The organism is Sulfitobacter maritimus, from assembly GCF_013346665.1.
Taxonomy (GTDB): Bacteria; Pseudomonadota; Alphaproteobacteria; order Rhodobacterales; family Rhodobacteraceae; genus Sulfitobacter; species Sulfitobacter maritimus.
Window position 1 is genome coordinate 380,637 of record NZ_JABVBB010000034.1, and the last position, 19,509, is coordinate 400,145.

Annotated in this window: 20 protein-coding genes; 9 read left to right on the top strand and 11 right to left on the bottom strand. The window is 61.3% G+C overall.

The window, feature by feature from the left end; translation table 11 throughout:
- Positions 1 to 2: 2 nt before the first annotated feature.
- Positions 3 to 692 carry a molecular chaperone DjiA gene (locus tag HTT03_RS11975; RefSeq protein WP_174860004.1) on the top strand — a complete coding sequence of 230 codons (690 nt, stop codon included), beginning with the start codon at positions 3 to 5 and terminating at the stop codon, positions 690 to 692.
- An 82-nt stretch (positions 693 to 774) separates the two neighbouring features.
- Complete coding sequence (locus tag HTT03_RS11980) at positions 775 to 1,152, top strand: hypothetical protein (protein ID WP_174860005.1); 378 nt, start codon at positions 775 to 777, stop codon at positions 1,150 to 1,152.
- 9 nt (positions 1,153 to 1,161) lie between these two features.
- Here HTT03_RS11980 and HTT03_RS11985 read toward each other — a convergent pair whose 3' ends face one another.
- From HTT03_RS11985 to HTT03_RS12000, 4 genes are all read right to left on the bottom strand, one after another.
- Positions 1,162 to 2,745, bottom strand: coding sequence for a Ppx/GppA family phosphatase (locus HTT03_RS11985; RefSeq protein ID WP_174860006.1), 1,584 nt, complete (start codon positions 2,743 to 2,745; stop codon positions 1,162 to 1,164).
- Between the two features lie 84 nt (positions 2,746 to 2,829).
- Positions 2,830 to 5,004, bottom strand: a complete 2,175-nt coding sequence (locus HTT03_RS11990) for an RNA degradosome polyphosphate kinase (RefSeq protein ID WP_174860007.1) — start codon at positions 5,002 to 5,004, stop codon at positions 2,830 to 2,832.
- 64 nt (positions 5,005 to 5,068) lie between these two features.
- Positions 5,069 to 5,749 carry an HdaA/DnaA family protein gene (locus HTT03_RS11995; RefSeq protein ID WP_174860008.1) on the bottom strand — a complete coding sequence of 227 codons (681 nt, stop codon included), beginning with the start codon at positions 5,747 to 5,749 and terminating at the stop codon, positions 5,069 to 5,071.
- Between the two features lies 1 nt (position 5,750).
- On the bottom strand, positions 5,751 to 6,833 hold the full coding sequence (locus tag HTT03_RS12000; protein WP_174860009.1) for an AI-2E family transporter: 1,083 nt from the start codon (positions 6,831 to 6,833) through the stop codon (positions 5,751 to 5,753).
- Between the two features lie 129 nt (positions 6,834 to 6,962).
- On the opposite strand from HTT03_RS12000, the gene pepT reads away from it, so the two are divergent.
- The 6 genes from pepT (at position 6,963) to HTT03_RS12030 (ending at position 12,669) form a co-directional block, all read left to right on the top strand.
- The gene (pepT, locus tag HTT03_RS12005) at positions 6,963 to 8,204 is read left to right on the top strand and encodes a peptidase T (RefSeq protein ID WP_174860343.1); all 1,242 of its coding nucleotides are present in this window, start codon (positions 6,963 to 6,965) and stop codon (positions 8,202 to 8,204) included.
- 75 nt (positions 8,205 to 8,279) lie between these two features.
- Positions 8,280 to 9,620: a proline--tRNA ligase gene (gene proS / locus HTT03_RS12010; protein ID WP_174860010.1), complete on the top strand. Its 1,341-nt coding sequence runs from the start codon at positions 8,280 to 8,282 to the stop codon at positions 9,618 to 9,620.
- 8 nt (positions 9,621 to 9,628) lie between these two features.
- Entirely contained in the window at positions 9,629 to 10,135 is a 507-nt protein-coding gene (locus HTT03_RS12015) for a DUF2937 family protein (protein WP_174860011.1), read from the top strand.
- A 54-nt stretch (positions 10,136 to 10,189) separates the two neighbouring features.
- Positions 10,190 to 11,485, top strand: a complete 1,296-nt coding sequence (locus HTT03_RS12020; protein ID WP_174860012.1) for a lipoprotein-releasing ABC transporter permease subunit — start codon at positions 10,190 to 10,192, stop codon at positions 11,483 to 11,485.
- On the top strand, positions 11,478 to 12,161 hold the full coding sequence (locus tag HTT03_RS12025) for an ABC transporter ATP-binding protein (protein WP_174860013.1): 684 nt from the start codon (positions 11,478 to 11,480) through the stop codon (positions 12,159 to 12,161). Before HTT03_RS12020 ends, HTT03_RS12025 begins: the two co-directional genes overlap by 8 nt.
- 94 nt (positions 12,162 to 12,255) lie before the next feature.
- Positions 12,256 to 12,669, top strand: coding sequence for a c-type cytochrome (locus tag HTT03_RS12030; protein WP_246253472.1), 414 nt, complete (start codon positions 12,256 to 12,258; stop codon positions 12,667 to 12,669).
- On the opposite strand, the gene HTT03_RS12035 is transcribed toward HTT03_RS12030, so the two are convergent.
- The 6 genes from HTT03_RS12035 to HTT03_RS12060 form a co-directional block, all read right to left on the bottom strand.
- Positions 12,666 to 13,343 carry a hypothetical protein gene (locus HTT03_RS12035; RefSeq protein ID WP_174860014.1) on the bottom strand — a complete coding sequence of 226 codons (678 nt, stop codon included), beginning with the start codon at positions 13,341 to 13,343 and terminating at the stop codon, positions 12,666 to 12,668. The two genes, HTT03_RS12030 and HTT03_RS12035, sit on opposite strands and share 4 nt — an antisense overlap.
- Before the next feature lie 207 nt (positions 13,344 to 13,550).
- Positions 13,551 to 13,889, bottom strand: a complete 339-nt coding sequence (locus tag HTT03_RS12040; RefSeq protein WP_174860015.1) for a DUF6693 family protein — start codon at positions 13,887 to 13,889, stop codon at positions 13,551 to 13,553.
- Between the two features lie 95 nt (positions 13,890 to 13,984).
- Positions 13,985 to 15,940 (bottom strand): DNA topoisomerase IV subunit B, encoded by a 1,956-nt coding sequence (gene parE, locus HTT03_RS12045; protein ID WP_174860016.1) that lies wholly within the window; start codon positions 15,938 to 15,940, stop codon positions 13,985 to 13,987.
- Between the two features lie 95 nt (positions 15,941 to 16,035).
- A complete protein-coding gene (locus HTT03_RS12050; protein WP_174860017.1) occupies positions 16,036 to 16,413 on the bottom strand; it encodes a type II toxin-antitoxin system death-on-curing family toxin in 378 nt (125 codons plus the stop codon).
- Positions 16,410 to 16,658 (bottom strand): hypothetical protein, encoded by a 249-nt coding sequence (locus tag HTT03_RS12055; RefSeq protein ID WP_174860018.1) that lies wholly within the window; start codon positions 16,656 to 16,658, stop codon positions 16,410 to 16,412. The genes HTT03_RS12050 and HTT03_RS12055 overlap by 4 nt, the downstream gene beginning before the upstream one ends.
- A 46-nt stretch (positions 16,659 to 16,704) precedes the next feature.
- Positions 16,705 to 17,592 carry an alpha/beta fold hydrolase gene (locus HTT03_RS12060; RefSeq protein ID WP_174860019.1) on the bottom strand — a complete coding sequence of 296 codons (888 nt, stop codon included), beginning with the start codon at positions 17,590 to 17,592 and terminating at the stop codon, positions 16,705 to 16,707.
- A 150-nt stretch (positions 17,593 to 17,742) separates the two neighbouring features.
- Here HTT03_RS12060 and HTT03_RS12065 point away from each other — a divergent pair, with 150 nt between their 5' ends.
- The gene (locus HTT03_RS12065; protein WP_174860020.1) at positions 17,743 to 19,098 is read left to right on the top strand and encodes an MATE family efflux transporter; all 1,356 of its coding nucleotides are present in this window, start codon (positions 17,743 to 17,745) and stop codon (positions 19,096 to 19,098) included.
- Here HTT03_RS12065 and HTT03_RS12070 read toward each other — a convergent pair whose 3' ends face one another.
- Positions 19,099 to 19,500, bottom strand: a complete 402-nt coding sequence (locus tag HTT03_RS12070) for a hypothetical protein (RefSeq protein WP_174860021.1) — start codon at positions 19,498 to 19,500, stop codon at positions 19,099 to 19,101. It lies immediately after the preceding gene.
- Between the last annotated feature and the right edge of the window lie 9 nt (positions 19,501 to 19,509).

The window sequence follows — 19,509 nt, forward strand, 5'->3', positions numbered from 1 at the left end:
CCATGTCGATCTGGACACGCATTTCCGAGGCTCTTTCGGCCCTTACCGCAGGCGAGGGGCTGTCGGCAGTCTTTGACCGCCTGCGCAGCCCGCCCGAGCGGTCGGTCGCCTTTACCATCGCCGTAATCGCGCTTGGGGCCAAGATGGCCAAGGCGGACGGGCTGGTGACCCGCGACGAAGTGACAGCCTTTCGCGAAGTGTTCCAGATTGCCGAGGGCGATCAGGAAGGTGCGGCGCGGGTGTTCAATCTTGCGCGGCAGGACGTGGCGGGGTTCGAAGAATATGCCCGGCGCATCGCCAATATGTTCGACGATCAGCCTCAAATGCTGCATGACCTGATGGAAGGGCTGTTTCACATCGCCATGGCGGATGGCACCTATCACCCCAATGAGAACGCGTTTCTTGAGGATGTGGCCGCGATCTTTCGAATGGATGAGGAAGAGTTCGCCTCTCTCAAAGCGCGTTTCGTGCCAGACAGTTCGCCCCTGCCGCGCACGGTTCTGGGGATCGGGCCGAATGCAACGCTTGAGGAGGCGCGTAAGGCGTGGCGGCGTTTGGTGCGGGAAAATCACCCCGATGCGCTGGTGGCGCGGGGCCTGCCGGAAGAGGCCATCAAGATGGCGGAGAAACGCATGATCGACATCAACCGCGCATGGGAGACGATTTCGGGCAAACACACCGGGACAGCGTAGTAGAGTAGGCGGCAAAGATAGGTGCGGTAAAAATCTGGGGCGGAGCGCTCGATATTTTCGCAGACCTGCCTACATCTGAGGTATGACACGTTTTATACCTCTCATCGCCCTTTGTGCATTGCTGCCGATCTCGGCAGTTGCACAGGATGAAACCGAAGAACGCGGCCTTGGCTTGATGGAGCGGGGCGCGCAGATGTTCATGGACGGGATCATGGAAGAGATGGGCCCGGTCATGGAAGGCTTCGAAGGCTTTACTGAGGCCATGCGCCCCGCGCTGCGGGACTTTGCGCGCGAGATGGGGCCAAAGCTGACTGAGCTTTTGGATGAGGTCGAGGACTGGAGCGCCTATCAAGCGCCCGAGATGCAGCCCAATGGCGATATTATTATTCGCCGCAAGCCGGACCATCCGATGCTGCCCCCCGACACGCCGACAGAGCCTGAGCCGCAGATCGATCTCTAAGGCAAAGGGTTAGCGCGGCGGGCGTTTTCCGGTGCGTACATGGACCTCCGCCTCAAGCGATTGCGCGAGCGAGTTCAATCGCGCCTCGGCCACTTCGCCAAAGAGCGGCACCATGTCGGGCGTGAGCCAAAGTTCCAACTGCTTTTTCTTGGGGAACCAACGCAATTCGCCGCGCTGCTCGTTTTTGTCCATCCACAGCATTGCGCCAAAACGCATGGCTTTGCCGAGGATTTCAGCCTCTCGGCGGGTCTGCTCGTCGACCATTTGATAGAGGTCCGCGAACCGCGTGTTTTCGCGTTTGTTCGAGTAGCGGTGCAGCAGCGCGAGGCCCAGATAGATGCGCTCAGCGTGTTTCAGGCCGCCCAAATTGGCGCGGGTGGCGTTGTCAAAACAGGTCTCGGCGCGGTAGTCGGGATGCGCGCGCCAGCTGACGTCATGCAGCAGGCAAGCGGCTTTGACGAGACGTTTGCGGGCGTGCGGGGCCGAGCGGTAGAGCGGCAGGATGAAGTTATAAAGCACCTTGCCGAAACCGGGCATACGGGCGTCTTTCGACTCCGCGAAATAGCAGGCTTCGATCAGCGGATCACGGTCGCGCAGACGCTGCGGCATTTGCTCGTAGAGCATGCCTTCGCGGATGCCGTAGCTTGAGATCGCGATGTCCTTGGGGCGGAAGGTTTTGACCAGTCGGCTCAGCACTTCGGCGGCGTAAGGCACCAGCGACATGCGGCTAGAGGATACCCCGCAGGCGTTTTTCAACTCTTTCAGGTCAGCCTGCTGGATGAACTTTACCGTTTCGCGCACCGAGGTCACGGTCATGCGGTATTCATGCAGCACATGCAGCGGATAGCCGCGGCGGTACATGTCGATCCGCGCAATGGCCCGCCATGAGCCGCCAACGAGGAACAGGCGGTCGCGTTGGCTGCCCATCTTGTCGTGCAGCCCGTTCATCACATCTTTGATATGGGCGTGCCGCCCCTTGGCCCCGCCTGCAAGGTCGCGCAGTTTCAGCGGGCCGAGTTGCGAGGTCACGCGTTTGCCCACGCGCCCGCCGGAGATTTCTGCCAATTCCATTGAGGAACCGCCGATGTCGCAGACAAGACCGTAGGCACCGGGCCAACCCAGCAGCACGCCTTGGGCCGACAGACGTGCCTCTTCTTCGCCATCAATCACCCAGATCCGCAGGCCGGTTTCGCGCAGCACATCGGCGCAGAACTCGCGTCCGTCTTTGGCATCGCGCACGGCGGCGGTGGCAACGACGGTGAGTTCTGACAGGCCCATGCCATCGGCAAGTTTGCTAAAGCGGCGCAGGGCCGAGAGGGCACGCAGGCGGCCTTCGGGCGACAGATGCCCCGTCTCGGCCATGCCCGCGCCAAGAGCGCACATGATCTTTTCGTTGTAAAAATAGGCCGGAGAACGCGCCGCCCCGTCAAAGACCACAAGGCGGACGGAGTTTGATCCGACATCCACCACGCCCACGCGGGCCAGCGCTCTTGCGCCGGGGTCTTGGAACAGCGGTTTTCCGAAAAGCCCCAGTTCCGCCACACCGGTTTCAGGGACGGCGGACGTTCGGGAAGGGTCGGTCTGGTCTGCCATCAATGCTCCTGCGGGCCATCCGTTTGCAAAGATATTTGGCGCAGGGGGGCGGGGAGGTCAATTGCTAACGGGCCGTCTGCCGGGTCAATCCTCGGTATGGGTCAGTTTAGGCACATCCGACGCGCCCGCGCTGCCGCGCCCGGAGAGCGAGGGGTTTTCCATGAAAAAGCGGTGGCAGTTAAAGGCGAAGGTGCCTTCGGGAACAGCGGGGCGGGTGAATTTGCCCTCCGGTCCCATGACCCAGCTTTGCGCCACATCGGCAAGGTTTGCCGCCATGATCTGGCTGGTAATCTGCGCTTTGACAGTGGGGTTTTCGATCTCGACCAGCGTCTCGACCCGGCGGTTCAGGTTGCGGCCCATCCAGTCGGCGGAAGACATGAACACCCGCGCTTTTTTGTGCGGCAGACCGTGGCCATTGCCGAAGCAAACAATGCGGCTGTGTTCGAGAAACCGTCCGATGATGGATTTTACGCGGATATTGTCCGACAGGCCTTTCACGCCGGGGCGCAGCCCACAGATGCCGCGGATCACGAGGCTGATCTCCACCCCCGCTTGGCTGGCGGCATAGAGCGCGTCGATGACCTCAGCATCAATCAACGCGTTCATTTTGGCCCAGATCGCCGCCGGTTTGCCGCGCCGCGCGTGTTCGGCCTCGGCCGCGATCAGTTCCAGCAGACGCGGTTTCAGTGTCGTGGGGGAGATGGCGAGGTTGTCGAGCTTTTCGGGCGGGGCGTAGCCTGACAGGAAGTTAAAGACCTTGGTGGCATCGCGGCCAAGGTTCTGGTCGCAGGTAAAGAGCGACAGATCGGTATAGATCCGTGCCGTGATCGGGTGGTAGTTACCGGTGCCGTAGTGGGTGTAAGTCACCAGTTGATCCCCCTCGCGCCGCACCACTGTGGAGATCTTGGCGTGGGTCTTGAGGTCAAGAAAGCCGTAGACCACATGCGCACCCGCACGCTCCAGACGGCGGGATTGGCGGATGTTGGCCGCCTCGTCAAAGCGGGCCTTTAGCTCGACCAGTGCGGTGACGGATTTGCCATCTTCCGCCGCTTCACAAAGTGCCTCGACAATCGGGCTGTCGCGGGAGGTGCGGTAGAGCGTTTGCTTGATCGCCACCACATCGGGGTCACGCGCCGCTTGGGCAAGGAAGCGCACCACCATGTCGAAGGTCTCATAGGGGTGGTGCAGCAGCATGTCCTTTTGACTGATGGCGGCGAACATATCACCGTCATGGTCGCTGACACGCTCAGGAACGCGCGGGGTGAAGGAGGGCCAGAGCAGGTCGGGGCGGGCGTCGGTTACCAGTTTGGACAGGTCCGCGATGCCCAACATGCCTTCGATTTCGATCACGTCTTGGGGCCGCACGCAGAGCTCGCGCATCACCACGGATTTCAGCTTGGCGGGCGCGCCGGCGGAATGGGTGAGCCGCACGACCTCGCCCCGGCGGCGGCGTTTCAGGGCGACTTCAAACTCACGCACAAGGTCTTCGGCCTCATCTTCGACTTCAAGATCGCTGTCGCGCAGCACGCGGAACTCAAAATGGGCTTTCAGTTTGTAGCCGGGAAAGAGGTTCGGGATGTTGATGAGCAAGAGGTCTTCAAGCGGCAGGTAGCGCAGGCAGCCGTCGGGCGCGGGCAGGGGCATAAAACGGTCGATCTGGCCGGGGATCGGCAGCAGCGCTTGCAGCGGGCGTTTGTCGCGGGTGCGTTCCAGTTGCAACGCGAGCGCGAAGCCGGTGTTGGGGATAAAGGGGAAGGGATGCGCGGGATCGATGGCCAAGGGCGACAGGACGGCGAAAACTTGATTAAGGAAGACATCTTCGAGGTATTTCAGGTCATCTTCGGTCAGGTCCGCGGTGCGCTCCAGCATGATCTTCTGCGCGTCCATTTCGGCCATGAGATCGACCAGCACGCGCTGTTGAGACATCATCAGATTGCGGGCATCTTCATTGATGAGCACCAGTTGTTCAGCAGGGGTTAGCCCATCGGCGGCGGCGGTGGTGTTACCCGCCTGCGCCAGTTCCCGCAGGCCCGCGACGCGGACGGTGTAGAACTCATCCAGATTGGTGGCCGAGATCGACAGAAAACGCAGCCGTTCCAGCAGTGGCACGCGGGGGTTCTCGGCCTCTTCCAGCACGCGCCAGTTGAAATCGAGCCAACTCAACTCACGGTTAAAGAACCGGCCCGGCCCAGAGGTATCAAGCTCAGGCAGTTCGGTGGCGGGCGGAAAGGGCGCTTGCAAAAAATCGGCTTGGGTCATGTGGGCCTCATGACATTGGAATGTAACGGGTTTATGATAGCGCTGCCCCGTCTGCCCGCCAGTATCACGCCTGCGACGGGGCGATGTCCAGCACCTGCGCAGCCAAGGCGCGTGTCAGAGGCCGCTTTTGCGCAAGGCTGGCGGCATCCAGCCGGTCCACCAGCGCGATGGCCGCGGCAAAGGAGCGGTCCATCCGGGTCATCAGGTAGTTGATCAGCTCCGGCTTGGGCGTCAGTTGGCGGTCAGCCAGCAGTTTGACCAGCAGCGCCGAGAGCAACGCGTCGTCCGGCGCGTCCATCTCAACCGCCGTGGCGCCACGCATGCGGCTGACAAGGTCGGGCAGGGTGAGACCCCAGTGAGCAACGGACCCGGTGCCAGTGAGCAGCAGCGCTTGACCTTCGGCCAGCACGAGGTTGTGCAGGTGGAACAGCGCGGTTTGGGCGGCGGCGTCATTGGCGATCAGATGCACGTCTTCGACCGCCACCGGGCCACGGGCGAGGGCGGGGATGTCGGCGTTCAGCAAGTCCGTCGCGCTGAAGATCCGTGCTCCAGAAAGGTCCGCCCAAACATGTGTGAGATGCGTTTTGCCTGACCCCTGCGGCCCGGTCAGCGCCAGTTTGCCCCCGGCCCAGCCGCGCCAGCCATCAATCATCGCCATCGCCATGGCATTGGACGGGGCGACAAAGAAAGCGTCACGGCCCAGAGCCGTCCGGCTAGGCAGGTTCAACCCGAGTTGGTGGGCCATGTCAGCGGATGTCCTCGTCAAGTGTCGTGTCAGGCTCGCGGCCCATGTAGAGCACGCTTTCGCGGTAACGCGCCGTGGCAAAACGCGCGATCACACCAATTGCAGCGGCGACCGGCACAGCCACCAGCAGGCCCACGAAGCCAAAGAGCGTGCCAAAGACCGACAGCGCCAGCAGCAGCCAGACCGGGTGCAGGCCGACAGAGTTGCCGACCAGCTTCGGTGTCAGCAAGTTGCCTTCGACGACCTGACCCAACACAAAGATGCCTGCGACCAGCCCGATGGAGAGCCAATCGCCCCAGAACTGAAACAGCGCGAGGCCGATCGCCAATGCGCCGCCGATCAATGCGCCGAGGTAGGGGATAAAAGTGACCAGCCCCGCGACAAAGCCGACGACGAGGCCAAATTGCAGCCCCACCAGCATCAGTGCCACCGCGTAATAGGTGCCGAGGATCAAACAGACCGTCCCCATGCCGCGCACGAAGGAGGCCAGCGTCGCGTCAATATCCCGCGCCAATTGGCGGATCGTCGGCGCATGGTCGCGTGGCAGCAGGCGGTCGATGCCGGCCACCATACGGTCCCAATCGAGCAGCAGGTAAACGGCGACGACAGGCACGATGACAAAGAGCAGCAGGATGTTGATAAGCGAGGCAAAGGAGGCAAGCGCCGTTTGCAGCAATTGCCCACCGCGTTCTTGAATCGTGGTGCCAAGCGTGGTCAGCGAGGTGCGCAGCGTCGAATCGTCGTCGAGCAACGAGGGGAAACGGTCGGTGATGAAATCGGTGAAGTTGCGTGTCACCTGCGGCGCAGTCTCAATCAGGTTAACCGTTTGATTGACGAGCGTTGGGATCACCAGAAGCGCCATGAGCACGAAGATCATGATTGCGGCCACGGTGATCAGCGCCGTAGCCATCACACGGCTGAGGCCGAGACGCTCCAACCGGTCGGCGATGGGATCAAGGAAATAGGCAATCGCGCCGCCGAGCAGGAAGGGCAGGAGCACATCCCCCATGAACCACAGCGCCACCATGAACACCGCCGCAGCGATGCCCCAGTATTTCAATTGGTCTCGGATTGGCAGGGCCATGATGCTCTCCGGCAGGGAATGTTCTCACATCGCTCATGTGGCGTTTCGTTTCAAGTCTTGGCTGCAGGCGGGGCGGCTTGACAGGGGCGTGGATCAGGTGACGATGGCGGCAAAACGAGGGAGCAGATGATGCGCAGCGAATTTGATGACGAGCTAGAACAGCGGCTGGTCCGCTATGCGAAGATCGACAGCCAGAGTGACGCGGAAAGCCCGACCTCACCCAGCACCGACATCCAGCTCGATATGTCGCGGCTGTTGGTGAAGGAGTTGCAGGAGATGGGGGCGCAGGAGGTGACGCTCACCGACTATGGCGTGGTGTTGGCGACGATACCCGCCACGGCGGAGGGTGGCCCCGTGATGGGCTGGGTCGCGCATGTGGACACCGCGCCGCAGTATAATGCGACAGGCGTGAAACCCGTCGTGCATCGCGGCTATAACGGCGGCGACATCACCTTTGCCGACGCGCCAGAGTTGCGGCTGTCGCCCGAAAACGCGCCCTATTTGGCAGAGAAACAGGGCGAGGACATCATCACCGCCAGCGGGCTGACGCTCTTGGGCGGGGATGACAAGGCCGGGGTGGCGATTGCGATGACGGCAGCGCGCCATCTGATCGAGAACCCGGATATTCCGCACGGTAAAATCCGCCTTGCCTTTACCCCCGACGAAGAGATCGGGCGCGGGGTGGATGCGCGTCTGCCCAAGGATTTGGGCTGTGACTTTGCCTATACGTTTGACGGGGGCAAGCCGGGCGAGATCGAATATGAGACCTTCAGCGCCGATGGGGCCGTGGTAAAGATTACCGGCGTCTCGGCCCATCCCGGTTTTGCAAAGGGCAAAATGGTCAACGCACTGCATTTGGCGGCCAAGATCGTGATGGCCCTCCCGCAGGCCACGATGACGCCGGAGACGACTGAGGGGGTTGAAGGTTTTCTGCATGTCTCTGAGATCAACGGCGGCTCATCAGAGGCCGAGATTAAACTAATCCTGCGCGATTTCGAGCGCGATGGCCTGCAAGCCAAGAGTGATCTGCTGCGGCAAGTCTGTGCTGCGGTGGCCGCCGGGGAGCCGCGGGCGCGGATTGAGGTCGATATCCAGCCGCAATACCGCAACATGCGCTACTGGTTGGAAAAGGACATGACTCCCGTCGATCTGGTACGCGGCGCGGTGGAAGCCGTAGGGCTAGAGCCGCGCTCGGTCCCCATTCGCGGCGGCACTGACGGTTCGCGTCTGACCGAGATGGGGGTGCCTTGCCCCAATGTCTTTACTGGGATGCAGGAAATTCATGGGCCGCTGGAATGGATTTCGGTGCAAGACATGGCGCTGGCCACCAAGGTTGCGGTGGAACTGGCGCAGCGGGCCGCAAAAGCCTAAGGCCCCGCCGCGATGTGATTGTCTAGCCTCCCGACATGCACTAGTCAGGGGGCAATTCGTCAATGAGGAAACACCATGCGCCTGTCCCAATATTTTCTGCCCGTGCTGAAGGAAAACCCTGCCGAGGCGCAGATCGTCAGCCACCGGCTGATGCTGCGGGCGGGGATGATCAAGCAATCCAGCGCGGGGATCTATTCTTGGTTGCCGCTGGGCTACAAGGTGTTGCGCAAGGTCGAAGAGATCGTGCATCAAGAGCAGCAGCGCGTGGGCCATATTCCGATGCTGATGCCAACGCTGCAATCGGCGGACCTTTGGAAGGAATCGGGCCGCTATGACGCCTACGGCCCCGAGATGTTGCGCATCCGCGACCGGCAGGATCGCGACATGCTTTACGGTCCCACCAATGAAGAGATGATCACTGACATCTTTCGCAGCCATGTCGGTTCTTACAAGGACCTGCCGCTGACGCTTTATCACATCCAGTGGAAATTCCGCGACGAGATTCGCCCGCGTTTCGGCGTGATGCGGGGGCGCGAGTTCCTGATGAAGGACGGCTACAACTTCGACCTGACGAAAGAGGACGCGCTGCACGCTTACAACCGCCATCTGGTCAGCTACCTGCGCACCTATGAGCGGATGGGGCTGCAAGCGATCCCGATGCGCGCGGATTCTGGCCCCATTGGCGGCGATGACACGCATGAGTTCCTCGTGCTGGCCGAAACGGGTGAGAGCGAGGTCTTCTATGACAGCGAGATCACCGATCTGACCTTTGGCGACCGCGAGATTGACCCCAGCGATCACGACGCCTGCCGTGCCGTGCTGGATGAGTTCACTTCGCGCTACGCCCGCACCGATGAGACCCACGACCCGGAGCTCTTCGCCAAAGTGCCGGAAGAGCGTCAGCGCACAGCACGCGGCATCGAAGTGGGGCAAATCTTTTACTTCGGCACCAAATATTCCGAAGCAATGAACGCCAAGGTGCAAGGTCCGGACGGCAAACAGGTTGCTGTGCATATGGGCAGCCACGGCATCGGCGTCAGCCGTCTGCTGGGCGCAATCATCGAGGCCAGCCATGACGATAAGGGCATCATCTGGCCCGAGGGCGTGACGCCCTTCCATGCCGGGATCGTAAACCTCAAACAAGGCGATGCCGAGGCCGATGCGGCCTGCGACGCGCTGTATAACAGCCTCAAGGCGCTGGGCCTTGATCCGCTTTATGACGACCGCAAGGGCGGGGCGGGGATGAAGTTTGCCACGATGGACCTGATCGGCCTGCCGTGGCGGATCACTGTTGGGCCGCGCGGATTGAAGAACGGCGTGGTCGAGTTGACCAGCCGCCGCACTGGGGAGAGCGAGGAACTGCCGCCCGAACAGGCGGTTGAGAAGCTGGCGACAATTTACGCCGGCATCGCCTGAGAGCGGCGATGATCCTGCGGGCGCTGACATTGGCCGGTGGGATCATAGGGGCAGGGATTGCCGCACAAGGCCCGGGTTTTGCCCGGGCCTATGTGTTTGAGCTTGAGGCCACAGCGCGGACGCTATCTGGCGTTGTGTCGAAATTCGACGCCGCCGCCAGCGCCGCCGGAATTGACCGAGAGGCCGCATTGGCCCGGCTGCGTGGGTCGGCGTTGCTGGAACGCCGCCGTATTGATCTGGCCCGCAACATCGAACGCCACGCCGTGCTTGAGGCCGATTTGCCCAGACTGCAAAGGGCAGGCCCATTTCTGCGCGGCTATTACCTGCTGCGCGCGCCGGATGGGGAGGCCCTGCGTGCAACCGCACAGGAGTTTTCGCCCACCGCGCCGCACAGCCGCGCCGAATTTATCTTCGCCGCCATAGGCTTCATCGCCGGGGCCGCCTTCGCGCGGCTGCTCCTTTGGCTGCCGACATGGCCCGCCCGCTACCGCCGCCGCCGGGCATTGCGTTCTTGACCCTTCTGAGGCAAAGCCTCAGGTTGCGCGCACCTCAGACCGGAGCCTTCCCGCATGGCCAGTAAGCCTACACGCACCGCCCCATTCGCGGCCTTTGAATGGATGATCGCTTGGCGCTACCTGCGCGCCCGCCGCGCCGAGGGTGGGGTGAGCGTGATGACGTGGATCAGCCTCATCGGCATCACGCTTGCGGTCTTTGCGCTGATTGCGACGCTGTCGGTCCGCTCCGGCTTTCGGGCCGAGTTCGTCGACACGATCCTCGGCGCAAACGCGCATGTGACAGTCTATACGATGGGCGAGGTGCTGCCCAACGGCCAGATCGACCGCACGATCGAGAATTACGAGGAGATGGCCGCCGAGGTCGCCAAGGTCGAAGGCGTTACCCGCGTGGCGCCCTTGGTGCGCCAGCAAGTTATGGCCAACCGACGGCAGGCCAATGCGGGCGTCGAGGTCTTTGGCATTGCCACTGAGGACCTGATGACGATCCCCGGCATCCAACCGTCTGAGCGTTCACAGGGCGACATCGCGCGATTTGAGGAAGGTGTCGCCATCGGCAGCGGCGTGGCGCAGAGCCTTGGCGTGCAACTCGGCGACACGATCAAGCTGATTTCGCCCAATGGGGTCAAAACCGCCTTTGGCACCAGCCCACGTGTGAACGGCTATGAGGTGGTCTATATCTTCTCTGCCGGGCGCTATGACATTGATAAGACGCGAGCTTATCTGCCCATTGCCGAGGCACAGAGCTTTTTCAACCGCGAAGGTGTCGCGGATGAGTTGGAGGTCATGGTTGAAGACCCCGAAAGCGTCGACACCATGGCACCCGCACTGATGCAAGCAGCGGGCGATTTGGCGCAGGTCTGGACGTGGCGCGATGCGTCGGGGTCGTTCCTTTCGGCCTTAGATATCGAGGACCGGGTGATGTTCGTCATCCTCTCGGTTCTCGTGCTGATTGCGGCGATGAACATTGTTTCGGGGCTGATTATGCTGGTGAAAAACAAGGGCCGGGACATCGGTATTCTGCGCACGATGGGGCTGAGTGAAGGCTCGGTCCTGCGGGTGTTTTTTATCTGTGGTGCCTTCACCGGCATCATCGGCACCGCGGCTGGCGTGGTGCTGGGTGTGCTTTTTGCGATCTACGTCGATCAGATTTTCGCCTTCGTGAACTACCTCAGCGGTGGAAATGCTTGGGACGCGTCAATCCGGGGCATCTACTTCCTACCCGCGAAACTGCAATTGGCTGACGTGCTCTCCGCCGTGGCCCTATCGCTTGGCCTCAGCTTCGTCGTCACGATCTTTCCCGCCCGCCGCGCAGCGCGGATGAACCCTGTGGAGGCCCTGCGCTATGAATGATCCCGTCTTGCGCCTGAGCGGCATTTCCAAGGCCTATAACCCCGGCAAGCCCAATGAGGTGCATGTCCTGCGCAGCATTGATCTGGAGGTCGCTCCCGGTGAGGTCGTGGCGCTGGTGGCACCTTCGGGCGCAGGCAAGTCGACGCTGCTGCATATCGCAGGGCTGTTGGATACCGCCGACAGCGGCAGGGTCGAGATCGCAGGTGATGACCTGACCGGCCAGAGCGACCGCAAGCGCACTGGGGTGCGGCGGGCGGATGTGGGGTTCATCTATCAGTTCCACCACCTGCTGCCGGAGTTCACGGCGCTAGAGAACATTGTGCTGCCGCAGCTTGCCAATGGCGTGGCACGTTCTGCTGCCGAAGCGCGCGGCCGCAAGTTGCTGGCTGAGGTGGGCATCTCTGAGCGCGCTGACCACCGCCCTGCCGCCATGTCAGGTGGCGAGCAACAGCGGGTGGCCTTCTGTCGAGCATTGGCGAATGAACCGCGTTTGCTTCTGGCCGATGAGCCGACGGGGAACCTCGACCCTTCGACTTCAGATCAAGTGTTCGGTGCGCTGATGACCTTGGTGCGCAGCACCGGGCTGGCGGCTGTGATCGCGACACATAACCTTGACTTGGCCGCCCGAATGGACCGCCAGATCCGGCTAGAGGCCGGGCAACTCGTGCCTGTCTGATCGCCCCCGCGCATTGGCGTTTGCGCCAGTGTCGCCCGGCGCCTATCATCGCGGTAAGGGCCGCAAATGCCCGCCAAAGACCATAGGAGCAGATATGCCGAGCCCCAGATTACCGCTGATCCTCGCGGGTGCAGCCGCCGCCATCGTGGCCGCCTGCACCGTGCCGTCGATGCCCGAAGCGCCCGATGGGGCGAAGTTCTATGCCGCGAACTGCGTATCCTGCCACGGGATGCCGGGGCAGGGCGATGGGCCGTTGGCAGCGGGGCTGAACCCGGCACCGGCGGACCTTACCCTGCTGGCGCGCGAGAACGGCGGCACGTTCCCCCGGGCGCGGGCGCTGAGCTATATCTACGGCGACCCCGAGCAGGGCCATCTGGCCCGCGTCATGCCGCAGTTCGGCGGGGCGATGGCCGATGACACCGTGCCGATCGAAGTCGACGGTGTGCTAACCCCAACCCCCCGTGTGCTGGCCGGGCTGCTGGCCTATCTGGAGAGCATCCAGCGTTAACCGCAGATGCCGTTCAGCTCGACCCCGTCCCATGGCAGGCTCACGTCCGACAGGCGGCTTTGGGGCAGGGGGGCGACGGGCATGACTTCTGAGAGCATGTTATGCAGCCGCTTGGTGCGCGGCGCTTGCGGGTCGAGCGCACGGCAGCAGACGAATTCCTCGACAATGGAACCCTGCTGTTCGTAGCCGAAATTGAGAAACTTGGGTTCCGTTTCGATATCAAAGAGATAGGGATCAGGGCTATTGCCATGTTCCGACGCGGCGCGGAGCGGGGAGTAGCCCGTCACCGCTCGGTTTTGCCATTGCCAGACATGGGTGACCTCATGCGCCAGCAGCATCGCGGCGATCAGGCTGATGCGGTCTGGGTGATCGGGCAGGTAGTCTTCGAGATACCAATCCTTGTCAAAAAGCACGTTGTTCCACAGCGCCATGGCGGCGGGTTTAGAGGTGACGGTATCCCCCTCAGGCGGCGGCAAGATGCGTTCGCGGCATGTGGTACGCGGACGCGGTTTGCGTTTGAAGGTGACGGCGCGGGTGGGCGCTCCGTCGTGCAGGCGGACGCGGCTGTAGTCGACGGAGGTGCCGTGAATGGTGGAGAGATAGGCACGCTCGTTCTCCGTCAGCGGACGGCCGCAGGCGGTGAGGAGCAGGAGCAGGATGAGCGCGCGGATCATGGGGCGAGTTAGGACCGGCGTGGGCGGCAGATCAAGGGGAAAGATTGGGGTTGGGCGCTGACGTTGCGGGTAGCTGCTGGTACGGTCCCGACCTATCGTTGTGCGGAAGCTCCTTCCCCATGGGGAAGGGAAGGGGCTATGCGCCAAAGGCGCTTGGGATACGGAACAGATGTGGCTAGGCCGTTAACCACATCGCAAATGAGCTTTTCAAAGCGGTCGAATTGTAGCTGCATTCAGCAGCCGCTTAACTACAGAAGGCCAGTAGACGAAATAAGCTAAACCAAGCGTAATGATCGACAACAGTAGCCATAGCAGTGCGTGACCAATGATATCCCCAAAAGATACTTCCACATTAACTTTCCCTACGGTGTTTCCAACCGGGTCGATTAAGGTAGACCTATTCATCGGAGCCTTCAGAAAATAGTAGGGCAAGATAAACAAAGCTAAGCCAAAAGTTATTAGGGAAAGCAGAATCCAAATGATGATTTGGCCGATCGCTTCGCCCACCGAAAAATCGCATTTAAGCTTGTAACCGTTTAAAGTCATGGGAAATTACCTAAGTTGAAAGTAACTATACCCATAGTTGCATTCACATGCGAATTTCAATCAAAAATTTTAGCTGTGCCTTCTGTTAGCCCCCCTCAAACATCCAACTCCTCCACAAACTGCGCGTTCTGCTGAATATACGCGAACCGCATCTCCGGTTTCTTCCCCATCAACCGCTCCACCAAATCCCCGGTCTCGCCCGGCACGTCCTCATCCACGGTCACGCGGATGAGCTTGCGGGTCTCGGGGTCCATCGTCGTCTCTTTGAGGTCCTTTGCGTCCATCTCGCCCAGACCCTTAAAACGGCTCACGTCGATCTTGCCTTTGCCGCCCAAGCCCTTCTCCAGCCACACGTTTTTTTCGGCCTCGTCGAGGCAGTAGACCCGCTTGGCACCTTGGGTCAGGCGGAACAGCGGCGGGCAGGCGAGATACAAATGCCCTGCGTCGATCAGCGGGCGCATTTGGGTGAAGAAGAAGGTCATCAACAACGACGCGATATGCGCACCGTCGACGTCGGCGTCGGTCATGATGATGATCTTGTCATAGCGTAGATCGTCGAGATTGAACTTAGTACCCATGCCGACGCCAAGCGCTTCGCAGAGGTCGTTGATCTCGGCGTTGGTGGTCAGCTTGCTGGAGGCGGCCCCCAGCACGTTCAGAATCTTACCCTTCAGCGGCAGCAGCGCTTGGGTGTTGCGGTTGCGCGCGCCCTTGCCGGAGCCGCCCGCCGAGTCGCCCTCAACGATGAACAGTTCCGTACCCTCGCGCGACTTGCTGGTGCAGTCGGTGAGCTTGCCGGGCAAGCGCAGTTTTTTCGTGGCGCTCTTGCGCGCGGTTTCCTTTTCCTGCCGGCGGCGCATGCGCTCTTCGGCGCGCAAGACGAGGAAATCGAGGATCGCGCCTGCGGATTTCGTGTCTGCTGCCAGCCAGTTGTCAAAGTGGTCGCGCACGGCGTTTTCCACCAGACGCGCGGCCTCGGTCGTGGCGAGGCGGTCCTTGGTCTGGCCCACGAATTCCGGCTCGCGGATGAAGCAAGACACCAGCGCGCAGCCTCCGGTAATCAGGTCTTCGCGGGTGATGTCCTTGGCCTTGCGGTTGTTGGCAAGCTCGCCATAAGCCCGGATGCCCTTAAGGATCGCGGCCCAGAAGCCGCCTTCGTGGGTGCCGCCTTCGGGCGTAGGGACGGTGTTACAGTAGGACTGGATGAAACCGTCGCGGGCCGGGGTCCAGTTGATCGCCCATTCGACCTTGCCCGGCACGCCGAAACGCTCTTGAAAGTCGACCGTTCCGGCGAAGGGGTTTTCGGCGTAGGTCGTTGATTTGCCCAGCGTTTCGCGCAGGTAGTCGGCAAGGCCGCCGGGGAAGTGAAAGACCGCCTCCATCGGCGTGTCGCCATCCTCGATCTCGGACTTCCAGCGGATTTCGACGCCGGAGAAAAGGTAGGCTTTGGAACGGACCATTTTGAGCAGGCGCGACGGTTTGAACCGATGTGCGCCAAAGATTTGCTCGTCCGCGTGGAACGTGACGCTGGTGCCGCGCCGGTTGGGAGCGGCGCCGACTTTCTCGACCGGCCCTTGCGGAATGCCGCGGGAAAAGCGTTGCTCGAACAACTCACGGTTTCGCGCGACCTGCACCACCATGGAATCGCTCAGAGCGTTGACGACCGAGGCGCCAACGCCGTGAAGACCGCCCGAGGTCTGATAGGCCTTGCCCGAAAATTTGCCGCCCGCGTGTAGCGTGCAGAGGATCACTTCGAGCGCAGATTTCTCGGGGAACTTCGGGTGTGGATCAATTGGAATGCCGCGGCCGTTGTCGCGGATGGTGACCGAATAGTCGGCGTGCAGTTCGACCTCAATGCGGTTGGCATGGCCTGCGACGGCTTCGTCCATCGAGTTGTCGAGCACTTCGGCCACGAGGTGGTGCAATGCGCGCTCATCAGTGCCGCCGATATACATGCCGGGGCGTTTGCGGACGGGTTCCAACCCCTCCAGCACTTCGATGGAGGAGGCGTCGTAATCTGTGGGTTCCTGGCCGGAAAGAAGGTCGGTCATGCGGGCCTGCTCTTTGTTTGTGGGTGAAGGCCATTTTGACAGGGCCGCGCGGCGGGGGCAATCGCGGGTTTGTCTTATGGGCCGGATTTGGTTGGTCAGGTGGCTCTGGCGCGTAGCCAATCGGCGAGGCTGTCTTCGTCAATGCGGCGTTGGGCCACGTCGCGGATCAGATCACCGGCTTCGATGGTGTCATGCGTGATGCGGATACCGTTCAAATGCAGGCAAACGATCATGGTCTTATACGCCGTACGCTTATTCGCATCATTGAAGACATGTCCGGTTGCTACAGTCACGCAGTAGGCCACGGCAAGGTCGAAAATGTTGTTGATCATTCCGTAGACGAGCCGATTGTCCACCCGCGCTAAAGCACCGTCGAGCGATTTGTCGAGCGCTCGCCCCGCAAGCTCTCCGGGGTTCAAAACCGCATCGTGAATCGTTTCGACAAGTTCGGCGTTCAAAAGGACGTAGGTCATTTATCTTTGAGGTAGTCGAGCACGGGCTGGGTTTGCGTACGGGTCGCCGCAATACTCTCCATCACCTCGTCCAGCGTCGCCACGCGCGGCTCTTCCTGAAGCGTCGCCTCTGCCGGTACGAAATAGCCCACGCAACGCGAGTTCTTCATCACCGCCACAGGTTTGCCGCCTGAGCGTTCCAGTACCTTATGCGGTTCACGCATTTCGGTCATGGTGGCGATGTGGTTCGTATGGATGCGGGTCATTGTAGGCTCCTGAATGCATATTTAAATATACACTTTCGGGCCTATTTTACAAGGGTCGCTGCGCGCACCACTTTAATACAGCATCGGCCACGGCCTTGGGCTTTTGGTGATGCAGCCAATGGTCTGCGCCTGCGATCTCGACCCGTGTGAGGTCTTGCACGAAAGTCTCCAAACCTTCTGAGGCTTCGGGCAGCAGAGCACTATCATCTTGGCCCCAGATCAAAAGATGCGGGCATCTCACCCGCAACCGCTCGACGGGGAAGTTCGGCAGGTCGCGGACCGGTCTGCCGGGGGTGGCGACTTGGAGCGGGGAGGCGCGGTACCAGTTGATCATGGCACGCAGGCGCCCCGGCCGGCCCCATTCGGCGCGATAGGCCTCGCAGCGCTCCGGCGTTAGCCAACTTAAGTCCATATGCGCGGAGAACAGGTTGAGCAGGCCCGCAAAATCGTCTTTCGCCAGCCTCACAGCGCTGCCTTCGCTGCGCAGAGCGTTGATATATTGCGAAGCCGCCGTTTGCGGCCCCCCTGCGGCCAAGGCGCGTTGGAACGGTACCGGATGCACGCCATTGAGCACGATCAGCCGAGCCACCAGTTCAGAGCGGAACATCGCCAAGGCATAGCCCACCGAAGCGCCCCAATCATGAGCCAGAACAGTCACTGGCCTATCGCCAATCAACTCAGCCATATCTGCCATCAAATGCGCCATCGCGTAGGGCTCAATTCCTTCGGGCGCACTGCTTTGGCCATAGCCGCGTTGGTCGGGGGCGATACAATGGAAGTGTTCGCACAGATGGGGGGCAAGGTCGGACCACGCGCCGCCGAATTCGGGAAACCCATGCAACATAAGCAGCGGAGGCAGGCCGTCATCGCCCCAGTGCCGCAAGAAGATTTCCTGTCCGTTGATGTGGCGTGTCTCGGTTCTCGTCCGCTCCATAACGCCCCCTCTCGGCCCCAGTCTTGCTGTTCTGTCTAAGTTAATCAAGATATTCATGCGCTTGGGTGTAGATGATACCGTTTTCCCAACGGTGAACAGCCCCGGAAAACCAGCCTTCCCCTTTTCGCTGGCTCGGCGTAAGGCTCTTTTATGACAACAGCTATGACCCACCGCAAACACGTCCGCGCGATCTTGACGCTCGGCCTGCCGCTTATCGGCGGACATCTGGCACAGATGGCCATCGGCGTGACCGATACCGTCATGCTGGGCTGGTATTCGATCGAGGCGTTGGCTGCAGGGGTGCTGGGCAGCACGTTTTTCTTTGTCCTGTTTATCTTTGGGTCGGGGTTCGGCATGGCGGTGATGCCCTTGGTCGCGGCCTATGATGCCGAAGACGACGAAATCGGTCTGCGCCGCGCCACGCGAATGGGCCTATGGCTATCAATCGGTTTTGCCATGATCGCTTTGCCGGTGATGATCTGGTCTAAACCAGTGCTGAGCCTGCTGGGGCAGGAGCCCGAGTTGGCCGCGTTGGGCGGGCGTTACCTGTCCATTGCGGGCTGGGGCATCGTGCCGGCGCTGTTGGTGATGGTGCTGAAATCCTACCTCGCCGCGCTAGAGCGGACGCAGGTCGTGCTGTGGATCACGTTGGGCGCCGCTATCGTCAATGCGTTGGCGAATTACGCGCTGATTTTTGGCAATTGGGGCGCGCCGGAACTCGGGGTCATGGGGGCGGCCATTGCGTCTGTGACGACGCATACGGTCTCGTTGATCGGGATCGTGGTCTACGTCCTGATCGCCCTGCCGCAGCATAGTCTTTTCGTCCGGCTTTGGCGGGTTGATCCGCAGATGTTGCTGCGCGTGTTTAGGTTGGGGCTGCCCATCGGTCTGACCACTTTGAGCGAAGTGGGGCTGTTCGCCGCGTCCTCGCTGATGATGGGCTGGATCAGCACCTTTGCGCTGGCCGCCCATGGTATCGCGATCCAACTCGTCTCGCTGGTTTTCATGGTGCATCTGGGGTTGAGCAATGTGGCGACGATCCGGGTCGGCAACGCCTTTGGTCGCCGAGACGCGCCGCATATGGCACGCGGGGCGTGGATCGTGATTGTCCTGTCGGTGGTCTTTTCCTTGCTCACCATGATCGGCTTTATCGGCTGGCCGGAGGCGCTCATTTCGCTTTTCATGCAGGAAAGTGAGCCAGCCCGGCTGGAGATCATCGCGATTGGCACTGGCCTGCTCGTGATGGCGACCTTGTTCCAATTGGTCGATGGCGCACAGGTGGTAGCACTTGGGCTGCTGCGTGGGGCGCAGGATACCCAAGTGCCGATGATCATGGCGGCGGTCAGCTATTGGGGGGTGGGGGTGCCCTGTTCCTACCTCTTAGGCTTCACGTTTGGCTATGGGGCGTTGGGCGTTTGGGCCGGGCTTGTGGCCGGACTGGCTTTGGCGGCTGTGCTGCTGAATGCGCGGTTTTGGGGGCAGACAATTCGGCGGTTGAATTTCTAATCAGCCGCGCCCGATCCGGTCCGCCTTTTTGCGCACCAGCGTGCTGCGCAGGTCGTGCATGGCGAGCAAAAGGTCATCGGTCACGGCGTCTAGCTGTTCTTCGCTGGCGCGCGATTGCGCCCATTGGGTTGTGAGGTTCAGGTGATCTACCGTCCGGCGGATGTCATCGATCTCACGCGCAGCAAGCAGCGCACGGCGGGCTTCGATCCAGCGATCAATCTCAGCCGTGTCGGCTTCGGTGAGGCGGTACGCTCCGTGTGGTTTCACCTCACCGCTGCGCAGATTGACCACGGCGATCTGATCCATCTCAATCCGGCGCTGGCGGTTCTCGCTATCAAGGCGAAACACCGCTGCGCCGTTTTCGCGGACCCTGAAGTAATAGTCTGGAAGATCGCCCGCCATTGCCCCGCC

Bases quoted from the DNA above. Each gene is read 5' to 3' on its own strand.
- HTT03_RS11975 (WP_174860004.1), top strand. From the start codon at position 3: ATGTCGATCTGGACACGCATTTCCGAGGCTCTTTCGGCCCTTACCGCA.
- HTT03_RS11995 (WP_174860008.1), bottom strand. From the start codon at position 5,749: ATGGCCCACCAACTCGGGTTGAACCTGCCTAGCCGGACGGCTCTGGGC.
- HTT03_RS11980 (WP_174860005.1), top strand. From the start codon at position 775: ATGACACGTTTTATACCTCTCATCGCCCTTTGTGCATTGCTGCCGATC.
- HTT03_RS12050 (WP_174860017.1), bottom strand. From the start codon at position 16,413: ATGACCTACGTCCTTTTGAACGCCGAACTTGTCGAAACGATTCACGAT.
- HTT03_RS11990 (WP_174860007.1), bottom strand. From the start codon at position 5,004: ATGACCCAAGCCGATTTTTTGCAAGCGCCCTTTCCGCCCGCCACCGAA.
- HTT03_RS12060 (WP_174860019.1), bottom strand. From the start codon at position 17,592: ATGGAGCGGACGAGAACCGAGACACGCCACATCAACGGACAGGAAATC.
- HTT03_RS12055 (WP_174860018.1), bottom strand. From the start codon at position 16,658: ATGACCCGCATCCATACGAACCACATCGCCACCATGACCGAAATGCGT.
- HTT03_RS12040 (WP_174860015.1), bottom strand. From the start codon at position 13,889: ATGACTTTAAACGGTTACAAGCTTAAATGCGATTTTTCGGTGGGCGAA.
- HTT03_RS12030 (WP_246253472.1), top strand. From the start codon at position 12,256: ATGCCGAGCCCCAGATTACCGCTGATCCTCGCGGGTGCAGCCGCCGCC.
- HTT03_RS12015 (WP_174860011.1), top strand. From the start codon at position 9,629: ATGATCCTGCGGGCGCTGACATTGGCCGGTGGGATCATAGGGGCAGGG.
- pepT (WP_174860343.1), top strand. From the start codon at position 6,963: ATGCGCAGCGAATTTGATGACGAGCTAGAACAGCGGCTGGTCCGCTAT.
- parE (WP_174860016.1), bottom strand. From the start codon at position 15,940: ATGACCGACCTTCTTTCCGGCCAGGAACCCACAGATTACGACGCCTCC.
- HTT03_RS12070 (WP_174860021.1), bottom strand. From the start codon at position 19,500: ATGGCGGGCGATCTTCCAGACTATTACTTCAGGGTCCGCGAAAACGGC.
- HTT03_RS12025 (WP_174860013.1), top strand. From the start codon at position 11,478: ATGAATGATCCCGTCTTGCGCCTGAGCGGCATTTCCAAGGCCTATAAC.
- HTT03_RS12035 (WP_174860014.1), bottom strand. From the start codon at position 13,343: ATGATCCGCGCGCTCATCCTGCTCCTGCTCCTCACCGCCTGCGGCCGT.
- HTT03_RS11985 (WP_174860006.1), bottom strand. From the start codon at position 2,745: ATGGCAGACCAGACCGACCCTTCCCGAACGTCCGCCGTCCCTGAAACC.
- proS (WP_174860010.1), top strand. From the start codon at position 8,280: ATGCGCCTGTCCCAATATTTTCTGCCCGTGCTGAAGGAAAACCCTGCC.
- HTT03_RS12000 (WP_174860009.1), bottom strand. From the start codon at position 6,833: ATGGCCCTGCCAATCCGAGACCAATTGAAATACTGGGGCATCGCTGCG.
- HTT03_RS12020 (WP_174860012.1), top strand. From the start codon at position 10,190: ATGGCCAGTAAGCCTACACGCACCGCCCCATTCGCGGCCTTTGAATGG.
- HTT03_RS12065 (WP_174860020.1), top strand. From the start codon at position 17,743: ATGACAACAGCTATGACCCACCGCAAACACGTCCGCGCGATCTTGACG.